7 protein-coding genes and 1 pseudogene are annotated in these 11666 nt (G+C 70.9%); 6 read left to right on the forward strand and 2 right to left on the reverse strand.

Annotated elements, in window-relative coordinates; translation table 11 throughout:
- The first annotated feature begins 99 nt into the window (after nucleotides 1-99).
- The 6 genes and pseudogenes from DEJ51_RS15685 to DEJ51_RS15710 all read left to right on the forward strand — a co-directional run bounded on the left by DEJ51_RS15685 (nucleotide 100) and on the right by DEJ51_RS15710 (nucleotide 10310).
- Nucleotides 100-2529: a helicase-associated domain-containing protein gene (locus DEJ51_RS15685; RefSeq protein ID WP_150258122.1), complete on the forward strand. Its 2430-nt coding sequence runs from the start codon at nucleotides 100-102 to the stop codon at nucleotides 2527-2529.
- A gap of 65 nt (nucleotides 2530-2594) precedes the next feature.
- Entirely contained in the window at nucleotides 2595-2810 is a 216-nt protein-coding gene (locus DEJ51_RS15690) for a type II toxin-antitoxin system VapB family antitoxin (protein WP_150258123.1), read from the forward strand.
- A pseudogene (locus tag DEJ51_RS35055) lies at nucleotides 2807-3127 on the forward strand (PIN domain-containing protein); the annotation flags it as partial. The gene DEJ51_RS15690 and the pseudogene DEJ51_RS35055, both read left to right, overlap by 4 nt.
- A gap of 246 nt (nucleotides 3128-3373) precedes the next feature.
- A complete protein-coding gene (locus DEJ51_RS15700; protein ID WP_150258124.1) occupies nucleotides 3374-6715 on the forward strand; it encodes a helicase-related protein in 3342 nt (1113 codons plus the stop codon).
- The gene (locus tag DEJ51_RS15705; RefSeq protein ID WP_150258125.1) at nucleotides 6712-9453 is read left to right on the forward strand and encodes a class I SAM-dependent DNA methyltransferase; all 2742 of its coding nucleotides are present in this window, start codon (nucleotides 6712-6714) and stop codon (nucleotides 9451-9453) included. Before DEJ51_RS15700 ends, DEJ51_RS15705 begins: the two co-directional genes overlap by 4 nt.
- Nucleotides 9454-9530: 77 nt before the next feature.
- The gene (locus tag DEJ51_RS15710; protein ID WP_150258126.1) at nucleotides 9531-10310 is read left to right on the forward strand and encodes an ATP-grasp domain-containing protein; all 780 of its coding nucleotides are present in this window, start codon (nucleotides 9531-9533) and stop codon (nucleotides 10308-10310) included.
- Between the two features lie 16 nt (nucleotides 10311-10326).
- Here the strand turns inward: DEJ51_RS15710 and DEJ51_RS15715 are convergent, their stop codons facing one another.
- Both DEJ51_RS15715 and DEJ51_RS15720 read right to left on the reverse strand, forming a co-directional pair.
- A complete protein-coding gene (locus DEJ51_RS15715; protein ID WP_150258127.1) occupies nucleotides 10327-10674 on the reverse strand; it encodes a DoxX family protein in 348 nt (115 codons plus the stop codon).
- 172 nt (nucleotides 10675-10846) lie between these two features.
- Nucleotides 10847-11659: a VOC family protein gene (locus DEJ51_RS15720; protein ID WP_150258128.1), complete on the reverse strand. Its 813-nt coding sequence runs from the start codon at nucleotides 11657-11659 to the stop codon at nucleotides 10847-10849.
- Between the last annotated feature and the right edge of the window lie 7 nt (nucleotides 11660-11666).

Here is an 11666-nt window from a genome sequence, read left to right on the forward strand (position 1 = left end):
GCCCCGTACGGCATCTGCGGATCACATGGCTACGACATCCTTGAAAGCCCGCGGCGGGTCTCCCGGCTGCCGTGCTCCGATTCTCGCGAGGTGCCCGGCATGAAGTCCCGATCGACGATGGCGACTTGGCTGGGCGGCCTCGACGGCTCTCGCCTGGCACGCGTGCTTGAGACGCGGAGGGACGCGGCGGCCGCTCCGGAGCCGCGCTCGGTGGGGGAACTGGCCGACCGCCTTCAGCGCCCGGGGTCGGTGGCGCTCGCCCTGCCGCGGCTCGCGCTGCCACACCTCCAGGTTGCCGAAGCGCTGGCGGCACTGCGCGCGCCCGCTTCGCGCGATGCCCTGGCGGAGCTGCTGGAAGCGGCGGATGGCGAAGCCGCCCGCGAGCTGGACGCCGCACTGGAGGCTCTGGCCGATCAGGCCCTGGTCTGGCCTGACGGCGCGGGGAAGCTCCACACGGCCGGACCGCTGCGGCAGGCATGGGACGCCCCCCTGGGCCTGGATGCCCCGCTGGAGGAACTGCTTTCCGGCACGACATCCGACGAGCTGCGCGGCACGCTGGCCGCACTGGGCGTCAAACCGCCGGGCAGCAAGGCGCAGCGGCTGGCCGCGCTGGTGGAACACCACAGCGACCCGGGGCGGATCCTCTCCATGGTCGCCAAGGCCCCCGCGGCGACCCGGAAGCTGCTGGAAGACCGAGCGGGTGCCGGGCCCACGAAGCCGACGCGGTTCATCATGTTCGGGAGTCCGGGCCCCGATCCCGAACCGGGCGCTCGATGGGCACTGGAACGGGGGTTCCTGATCCAGGACCGTCACCGCTACGGTCCGGCCCGCATGCCCGCCGAAGTGGCGGTCGCGCTGCGCGGGCCCGGCTGGCACGCCCCGTTCCAGCCTGTTCCGCCTCCCGTGGGACTGGCACCCGCTACCCCCAGGGAGGTCGACCACGAGGCGTCGGCCGCCGCCTCGGCGTTCGCCTCCGGTGCCGCCTCGGTCCTGTCGGCCTGCTCGACGACCGCGCCGGCCCGGCTGAAGTCCGGCGGGATCGGTGCGCGTGAACTGGCACGGATCGGCAAGGCCGCCCATGCCGACGACGCCGTCGTACGCCTCACCCTGGAAACCGCGTACGCCGCCGGCCTGATGGCCCGGGACGGCGACCGCGTGGTCCCCACCGGGGCTTACGACGCCTGGGCGGAACAGGAACCCCCTGAGCAGTTCGCCGTACTGCTCCAGGCATGGTGGAACCTGGCGCTCACCCCCACCCAGGCACGCGACGAGGACGACAAGGCACTCCCCGCGCTCGGCGGCGCACCGCCCTGCAACGGCTGCCTGCAGGCCCGCCACGGGCTGCTGGACGCGGCCGCGCGGCTCCCGGCAGGGCACGGCGTGCGGGTCACGGCGGATCTGGGGCCGCTGAGCGCCTGGCACCGTCCGTTCGCCGACTCCTCGCTCCAGGAAGCCACGCCGTTCGCCACCGTGATCCGGGAGGCCGAACTCCTCGGCGTGCTCGCACGCGGTGCTCTGTCCGCCCTCGGCATCCACCTGCGAACCGTTGACCCGGAGGCGCTGGGCGCCGAGTGCCGTCGGCTCCTGCCCTCGGCCACCGCGACGGCCCGGATCGGCGCCGACCTCACCGCAGTCGTCACCGGCGCCCCGTCCGCGCGGCTGGCCGTACTCCTGGACTCCGTCGCCGACCGGGAGACCAGCGGGACGGCGTCGGTGTGGCGGTTCAGCACCGCCAGTGTCCGCCGGGCCCTGGACGCCGGGCATACCCCCGAGGACATCACGGCCGACCTGGCCGCCGTCGCCGCCGGGCCGCTCCCGCAGCCCCTGTCGTACCTGATCGCCGACACCGCACGAGGCCACGGACGGGTACGCGTCGCCCCCGCCGTCTGCGTCCTCCACGGCGACGAGCCCGCGCTCCTGGCCGAACTCGCCGCCCACCGCAAGCTCGCCAGGCTCGGGCTGCGCCAGTTGGCCCCCACGGTGCTGATCAGCCGCAGCCCGCTCGACGCGACCCTCGCCGCTCTTCGGGCCGAGGGATACGCCCCCGTCGCCGAGACCGACGAGGGAACGGTACGCATCGAGAGGACCCGGCCTCGGCGGGCCGCCGCTGCCGTTCCGGCTCCGCGTGGCTCCAGGGCGAGGGGCGGCCGCCGGACCGCTGCCCCGCGGATGGCGCAGGGATCCGCCGCCTTCGACTCGAACGCGCTGGCGACCCGGCTGCTGGCCGCCCCGGCCACGGCTCCCGAACCAGCACCGTTCGAGGGCGGAGCGCCCTTCACCACGGGCACCGAGAAGATCGTCGCAGGGTGGGCGAAGCGCCTGACGTACACCGACGTCCGCCAGCTCGCCCACGCCATCGACGCAGGTCAGGCCATCACCGTCGAGTACGTCGCCGCCTCCGGCACCTGCACGGTGCGCACCCTCAGCCGCCTCGAACTCGACCCGCCCCACCTCGACGCCTGGTGCCACCTGCGAGAAGACGAACGCGTCTTCACCCTCTCCCGCATCCACGGCGTCATGCCGGCGTGAATCCATGACATCGATGAACCACGAGAGACATAGTTGTATCCATAGTTGATATACGTGAGGTGCGCATGAGCCGGACGGTGATTGACCTCGACGACGAGCTGGTGGCAGACGTAGCCAAAGCCCTGGGCACCAGCACCAAGAAGGAGACGGTCAACACGGCCCTGCGCGAGGTACTGGAAAACAGGCGGCGGGCGCTGGCCCTGACCCGCCTGCGCGCCACGGCCGCCGAAGGCGCGTTCGATCTGACGCTCTTCGAGGACAAGCGGAACGACCGTCGGTGAACGCAGCGCTCTACCTGATCGACACCAGCGCCCTCGCCCGCTTCATGCGGGGCGACGCGGAGCAGTAGGGCTGGGACCAGGCAGCAGCAGCCGCCGGCCTGATCGCCACGTGCCCCGTCACGGAGCTGGAGTTCTTCTACAGCGCCCGATCGGCCGCCGACCGGGCACGCGGCGTCGAGGACGTACGGCTGCTCTTCGGCTGGGTCCCTGTCGACGACCGCGCTCACGACCGGGCCCGGCAGGTTCAGGAGGCCCTCACCAAGCAAGGCAAGCACCGCAGCGCAGGCGCGGTCGATCTCGTTGTCGCGGCGACTGCCGCACACGACTCCGTCGCGGGTCGGGACTCCCACGGTCCCCGCCGGCCCCCCGTACGAACATGTGGAAAGCGTGTCGGGGGCAACCCCTCACGAGTTCGCACCTCGTGTCCTCCGGCGGTGCTTGATCACCGCGGCGTCGTGAGCAGGGCGATCGGCGCCCTGAAAGGCCGTGCCCGGCCTTAGCATCGGGATCTCCGCGCCTCCCGCGCGGCGCCAGCCCAGCCACCGGTGCCAGGAGCGAACTCTGTGCCTGAGATCTTTGACAACCTCGACGATCAGAAGTTGGGGACCGCCCTCAAGCGGTCGCTGGCCGGCTTCGCGACCGTCGACGTCGCGACCGGGTACTTCGACATGCGCGGCTGGGATTCGTTCAAAGACCTCGTCGAGGCAAAGCGCGGGAGCGGGGGGACCGGGGCGGCCGGGGAGCCGGTGGTCCGCCTCCTCGTCGGCATGGTCGCCCCGAGCGACTCGGAGACGATCCTGGAGTCGCTGCAGCGCGACGTGCAGTGCGCCCCCGGCGACGACGAGCAGTACCACGACATGGAGACGGCGCACGCGCGCAAGGAGCAGCTGGTCAGGCATCTGCGCAACCAGCTGATGCGCGGGCTCGCGACCAAGCGGGGACGCGCCACCCTGGAGACCCTGCGCGGGCAACTGGCCGACGGTCTGGTCCAGGTGAAGGTGTTCACCGAGAAGCCGCTGCACGGCAAGACGTACATCTTCCACAAGCCCGGCGACCACCACACCCCCCGGTTCGCCTACGTCGGCTCCTCCAACTTCACGGGCGCGGGGCTCTACAGCAACCTCGAACTCAACATCGAAGTACCCGACAAGGACGCGACCCAGAAGCTCGCCACCTGGTTCACCGACCGGTGGGACGACCCGTTCTCGCTCACCATCACCGTCGAGATCATGGACCTGATCGCCGCGTCCTGGGCCGGCGACCAGCCGACCCCGTTCGAGGTGTACCTCAAGGTCTGCCACGAGCTGTCGCAGGACGCCCGGGCCGGCATGGGCTACGTCCTGCCGCCGTCCATGAGGAACCTGCTGCTGCCGTACCAGGAGACGGCGGTGCGCACCCTCGCGCGCCGGATCGTGCGCCGCGGCGGCACGATGCTCGGTGACGTCGTCGGCATGGGCAAGACCCTGACGGCCGTGGCGACCGCGCTCATGCTGCAGGGGGCCGAGGACTACTCCACGCTCGTCCTGTGCCCGAAGAACCTGGAGGGCATGTGGACCAAGCACCTGGAGAAGTACGACGTCAACGGCCGCGTCGTGCCCTACTCGACGGCCGCCAGGCGGCTCCCCGAGCTGAAGCGGTTCAACCTGGTCATCTGCGACGAGTCGCACAACCTGCGCAACAACACCCGCATCGACTACGAGGCGATCCACCAGTACGTCCGCGACAACAACGCGAAGGTGCTGCTGCTGACCGCGACACCCTTCAACCTGGCCTTCGAGGACGTGGCCAACCAGATAGGCCTCTACCTCGACGATGACGACGACCTGGGCATCGAGCCCACCGTCGCGCTCGGCAAGGACCCCGGCCTGCGCGCCAAGGTCGACGGCAAGACGACCACGCTCACCGCGTTCCGCAGGTCGGCCGAAGCCGAGGACTGGAAGCGGCTCATGAGCGACCACCTCGTGCGCAGGACCAGGTCGTTCGTCAAGCGCTCCGCGAAGACGGAGACGGTCACGGCCCCCGACGGGACCACGGCCGAGCGGGAGTACCTGGAGTTCGCCGGCGGTCAGCGATTCCACTTCCCGACGCGCGTGCCGGTCCCGCTGGTCCACGAGTTCGCCGAGGACGACGTGGCACGGGTGATGGAGAGCGACGAGACGCTCGACGCGGTGGCCTCGCTGCGGCTGCCCCGCTACCGGCTGGCCTCGTACGACAACCCGAAGGCCCGGCACACCGAGCAGGACCTGGCGGTGCTGGGCGACATCCGCTCCGGCCGGGGCAACGTCGTCGGCTTCGTCCGTACCGGCCTCTTCAAGCGGCTGTCCTCGTCAGGCCACTCGTTCATCGTGTCGCTCACCCGCCAGCGGGCCCGCAACGACCTGTTCCTGTACGCGATCGACGCGGGGCTGCCGCTGCCCATCGGCACGTTCACCGACGCACAGCTGCAGTTCACCGACCTCGACGCCGACTCCGACACCGAGGCCGACGGCCCGCTGCTGCACGGCGACATGGCCGGCCGCTACGAGCAGCTGAGGCACTCCCTCCCCAAGAACACCAAGTGGATCAACTCCACGGTGTTCGCCCCGGCACTGCGGGCCGACCTCCGCCGGGACAACGACACGATCGAGACCCTTCTCGACCGGTTCGGCACCTGGGACGTCACCCGCGACTCCAAGGTCAACCGGCTCGTGGACCTGCTGCGCCACGACCACCCGGGCGAGAAGGTCCTGGTGTTCAGCGAATACGTGGACACGGCCGTCTACGTGGCCAAGGCCCTGGAGGACGCCGGCATCGGCAGGGTCGGACTCGTCAGCGGCGCCACCGCCGACCCCGCGGCCGTCGCCAAGCGGTTCTCCCCCCGGTCCAACGCGCTGCCCGACGACGCGGACGACCCCGCGGCCGCGCTCGCTCCCGACGACGAGCTGGACGTCCTGGTCGCCACCGACGTGCTCTCCGAGGGCCAGAACCTCCAGGACGCGCACATCGTCGTCAACTACGACCTGCCCTGGGCGATCATCCGCATCATCCAGCGGGCGGGCCGCGTCGACCGGATCGGCCAGCAGTCCGACCGGGTGTACGTGTACCTGATCACCCACGACAAGGTCGAGCAGCAGATCAACCTGCGCATGCGGATCAAGCAGCGGCTCGCCGACAGCGCCCAGGCGTTCGGCTCGGACGAGCAGTTCTTCGGGTCCGACCGCGAGGTCGAGATCCTCGAAGACCTCTACAACGGGAAGCTGTCCGACATCGACGAGGACGAGGGCGAGGCGGACGCGGTCAGCGAGGCGTACCTGGTGTGGTCGCACGCCACCGAGAGGCACCCCGCTGTCGTCCGCCGCGTCCTGGCCTCGCAGGACAACATCGGGAGCACCCGCTCTCCGCGGGTCGCCGAGACCGGCGACCTGGTCGCCTGCTTCATCAACACCCGCTCCGGTGTCGAGGCGTTCGCGATCTCCGCTCCCGGCCCGGACGGGGTCATGAGGGAACGGCTGGTGACCCCGCTGGAGGCCCTCAGGGTGTTCGAGGCCGAGCCCGACACCCCCGCACGTGAGCCGCTGGGCGACTTCTTCGAGCGGGTCGAGCAGCTGGTGCACGGCCCGCTGACGACGGAGGCGGTGGCCGAGGGCAATCTCAAGGGCACCCGCAAACGGGTGTGGGAGCGGCTGCACGGCACCACGGGCACCCTGTTCACCGACCAGGCGCGCGAGGCGCTCAACGCGCTGCACGAACGTCCCCTGACGGAGCACGCCAACGGCAGGCTCCGTACCGCGTTGCGCAACCGGTACAGCGACGACGACCTCATCGACGTCCTCAACCAGCTCCACGAGGACGACCGGCTGGTCATCAGGACCAGCGAATCCGACCCCATCAAGATCGTCTGCTCGATCGGAGTGACCCCCGCATGAACGACCGCCTGATCGAGCGCGTCGAGTCGCACGACTACCGCGACCTCTTCCTCAAGGACCTCCACTGGTCCGCCCCCACACACCGGCAGCCCGTCGTCATGCCCGACGACGAGGGCGGGACGATCACGGCCCGGAACGTGTCCAGCTACAAGGGCGTCTGTGTCTGGGTGTGCGACCGGCGGCCGGGGTCGGACCTGGAATCCCGGCTCGACCAGCTGATCGCCAGGGAGTCCGTCGACCGGCTCGTCATCTTCCACGACGGCGACGAGCAGGTCTGGCGCTGGCCGGTGCGCAGGTCGACGGGCGGGGGCACGACCACCCGCCTGTCGCGGCACCGGCACACCACGGGGCAGGAGAACCCGAGCTTCGCCCACCGGCTCGCTTCGATCCGTATCGACTGGAACCGGCCGCCCGACGCCACCGGACTGATCGCCCAGGTCCGCCGGGCCTTCGACGTCGAAGCGCAGAACGAGACCCGGCAGGCCTCCAAGCTCATGGCCCGCATGTACACGTCGCTGGAGGCGTGCGGGACGCCGGAACACGACATCTCCGTCAGCCTGGCGCGGATCCTCTTCCTCATGTTCGGCGACGACACCGACATGTGGCAGGCCGGTCTCTTCCAGCGCTTCGTCGCCGCCCACACCCGGCCCGACGCCTCCGACCTGGCCGACCGCCTGAACGAGCTGTTCACCTGGCTCGACACCCCGGACCGGGCCAGGAGCTCCACTCCGGACCACCTCCGGGGCTTCAAGTACGTCAACGGTGGGATCTTCAGCGAGGCGATAAGCCTGCCTCCGCTGGACGCCGCGTTCCGGGAGACCGTTCTGGAGGCCTGCCAGCGCGACTGGGCCACGGTCAGTCCCGCGATCTTCGGGTCGATGTTCCAGTCGGTCCGGGACGCGAAGACGCGCCGTGATCTCGGGGAGCACTACACCTCCGAGGAGAACATCCTCAAGACGCTCAACCCGCTCTTCCTCGACGAGCTGCGTGCCGATTTCGAGTTCGCCAGGACCAGGACCAACGAAAAACTGGCGCTCACCCGCCTGCGCAACCGGCTGGCGGACATCAGGTTCCTCGACCCCGCCTGCGGCTGCGGCAACTTCATCATCATCGCCTACCGCGAGCTGCGGGAGCTCGAACTGCAGATCATGGAGCGGCTGCAGGAGATCACCGGCGAGGAGCCGCTGCTGCTGGCCAACGTCGGCCTCAAGGTCAGCCTGGAGAACTTCTTCGGCATCGAGATCGACGAATGGCCGGCGAAGATCGCCGAGACGGCCATGTTCCTCACCGACCGCCAGGCCGACCTCAAACTCATCGAGCGCCTCGGCTGGGCACCCGACAGGCTCCCCATCCAGCACCAGGCCACGATCGTCTCGGGGGTGAGCGCCCTCCAGGTCGACTGGGCGTCCGTGCTGCCGCCGAGCGAGACGGTCGTGGTCGCCGGGAACCCGCCGTTCCTCGGCATCTCGCTGCGCTCCGCCGCACAGACCCAGGAGCTCCAGGACGTGTGGGGCGGCAGGTACCACGGCACCCTGGACTACGTCACCGGCTGGCACGCGAAGTGCCTCGACTACTTCCGGGGGATCGAGGGCCAGTGGGCCTTCGTCACGACGAACTCCATCACCCAGGGCGAGGCCGTGGCCCCGCTCTTCGAGCCGATCCTGGAAGAGGGGTGGCGGATCAAGTTCGCCCACCGCTCGTTCCGCTGGACCTCCGAGGCGACGGGCCAGGCGGCCGTCCACTGCGTGATCATCGGATTCACCAAGGGCAGGGGAAAGCCCCGGCTGTTCGACTACGCGACGCTCGCCTCGCAGCCGGTGGAGCAGCCCGACGTCGGCAACATCTCGCCCTACCTGTTCGACGGGCCGAGCGTGGTGGTCACCCAGAGCACCAAGCCGATCAACCCGCAGATGGGAGAGGTGGCCTACGGCAACAAGCCGACGGACGGCGGCTGGCTGATCGTCTCGCCCGAGGACGTCGAAGCGGTACGCGCCGACCCTGTCGCGCGGCGCTTCGTCAAGCGTTACATCGGCGCACGCGAGTTGCTGCACGGCGTCGACCGGTACTGCCTGTGGCTTCCGGGGATGGCCCCCGACGAGGCCGCCGGCTCACCGGTCCTCAGCGCACGGCTGGCCGGGGTCCGGCAGTTCAGGTCGGAGAGCAAGGCCGCCTCGACGCGGGCCGCCGCATCGACACCGCACCTCTTCCGGCAGATCTCCCAGCCGTCCACGGCCTACCTCTGCATTCCGCGGCACGTCTCGGAGACCCGGCCGTACTTCCTCGCCGCGCGGTACGAACCGGAAGTCATCACCAGCGACGCCAACTTCCTCGCCCCGGACGAGAACGGTTTTGTCTTCGCCGTCATCTCGTCGTCGATGTTCATGACGTGGCAGCGCACCGTCGGCGGGCGCATCAAGTCGGACCTGCGCTTCAACAAGCTGCTGACGTGGAACACCTTCCCGCTGCCCCACGTCAGCGACGCCACGCAGGACGCCATCATCCGGGCGGGCGCCCGGATCGTTCGCGAGCGCGAGACGCACACGGATCTGTCGCTGGCCGCCCAGTACGAGCCGTCGGCGCTCTCGGACGCGCTGGCCGAAGCGCACCGCGCACTCGACGAGGAGGTGGACCGGGCCTTCGGGATCGACCCCGGCCACGCGACGGAAGCCGATCGCCAGCGGACCCTCTTCGCGAAGTACGCGAAGCTGACCTCGGCCCGGGCGAAGGCGAGGAAGTAGGGCCGCGCCGGGCCGCGTCCGGTCGGGTGCCCCGTCGCCCCGCGCGACGGAGCGAACGGCCCCGGCACAATGGCCGGATGACGGACGAGGTGTTCCTGATCCCGGCCCGGCCCACCGCCACGGCCGGGCTGCTCGCCGAGGCCGCCGCCCGCCGGGGGATGACCGTCCGGGCCCTCGGCCCCGGCTTCGGCGAGCTGGCCGGCCGGGCCGTGCACTGGTGCGGTGGTCCGCACGCCGCCGCCCGGGTGGCCGGGGCGCTCGGCCTGGGGCTGCTGGAACCGCCCGACCACTGGCTCACGCGGCTGCCGCGGCGGTTCACGGGCCGCCGGATCGAGCTGACCACCCTGGGCCGTGCCGCGCAGGAGCTGACCGGGTCCGGGCGGCCGGCGTTCGTGAAGCCGCCGCGCGAGAAGTCCTTCCCGCCCGCGGTGTACGGGCCCGGCGCGCCGCTGCCCCGGTCGCTGCCCGCCGCCACGCCCGTGCTGGTCTCCGAGGTGGTGGACTTCGCCGCCGAGTACCGGCTGTTCGTGCTCGACGGGGAGATCGCCGCCGGGAGCCGGTACGCCGTCCACGGGCGCCTGGACCCCGCCCCGCTCGACGGGGACCCGCGCGGGGCGGACGTACGGGGCTTCGCGGCCGCCCTGCTCGCCGCGACCGGCCCGGACCTGCCGAGCGCCGTCACCGTCGACGTCGGCCTCGTCGGCGCGACGGGCCGGTACGCCGTGGTCGAGGCCAACATGCCGTGGTTCTCGAACAGTTACGCCGCCCGGCCCGGGGCCGTCCTGGACGTGGTCCTGCGCGCGGCCGGTCCGCTGGGCCGGGTCCGCGCCGCCGACCTGCCGTTCGTGACCCCGTAGCGGCACCCGGAACGCCTCAGCCGTTGAAACCGAGGGCCAGGGCCACGACCGCCGGGGCCGCGTAGATCACCGGGAAGGGCACGTGGGCGTAGGACTTCGCCCGGAGCACCGTGACCACGGCCCCGGTGAAGTACAGGGCGACCCCGACCGCCGCCGCGATGCCGATCACCGGGACGAAGACGCCCACGGCCAGGCCCGCCGCGCCGACCGCCTTCGCGGTGGCGAGCCAGGTCCACCACGAACGCGGAACCCCGTACTCGGCCAGCGGCTCCACGACCCACTTCGCCCCGAGGAACATCGAGGCCGCCGAGAACCCGACCATGAACGCGCCGACCAGGGCGAAGACAACAGCGGTGGTGGACATCCGAGCTCCCCTCGGGCGGGCGCCGGTGCGGACTCGCTCCGGTCTGTCTCCCGCCTGCTTCACTCCTCTGACCCGCCCCGCCGCACCGGTGTGACAGACCGCGCGAAGAACTTCCGCGACCGGCGACGCGGTGCGCCGTGTCGCCGGGCCGCCGGCACGGCGGGGCCACCGCTCAGCCGAAGCTCGGCATCTCACCCACTGTTGTCGACATGTCGATCACTGCGAACGCGGCTCCCTGCGGGTCGGTCACCGCGGCGAACCGGCCGAACGGGCTGTCCATCGGACCGAAGTGCAGCTTCCCGCCGTGCTTCTGGGTCTTGGCCACCGCCTCGTCGCAGTCCGGGACCCCGAAGTAGACCTGGATGTACGGCGGCAGGTCCGGCGGGAAGTCGGCGTCCATCTTCATCCGGCCCAGCACCGGGTTCCCGGCGCCGCCCACGCTGAAGACCTTGAAGTCCATGCCGGCCATCTCGGGGTCCTCGCCCGGGTCCATCTGCTGCGCGCCGTACGGGAAGACCTCCGGCAGGAACCCGTCCACCTTGGCCGGGTCCCGGGTGAAGACCTCCGCCCACGCGTACGAGCCCGGCTCGCCCATCTTCTCGAAGCCCTTGTGCTCGCCCGGCTGCCAGACACCGAAGACCGCGCCGCTCGGCTCCTTCGCGATCAGCATCGTGCCGAAGGCGCCCACCTGCATCGGGCCCATCAGCACCTCGCCGCCGCCCGCCGTCACCTTCCCGGCCGTGGCCGCCGCGTCGGGCGAGGCGAAGTACAGACACCACTGCGAGGGCGCGTCGGCCCCCGGCATCGGCGGGACCACCGCCGCGACGGCCTTGCCGTCGGAGTAGGCCTGCGTGTAGTTGCCGTACTCACCGCTGGCCTCGCCGAAGGTCCAGCCCAGCACGTCCGCGTAGAAGGTCTTGGCCCCCTCCACGTCGGCGAACATCGCGTCCACCCAGCACGGAGCGCCTTCGGAGAACTCAGTCATGATCGAT

The sequence above is a fragment of the Streptomyces venezuelae genome (assembly GCF_008642275.1).
Classification (GTDB): Bacteria; Actinomycetota; Actinomycetes; order Streptomycetales; family Streptomycetaceae; genus Streptomyces; species Streptomyces venezuelae_E.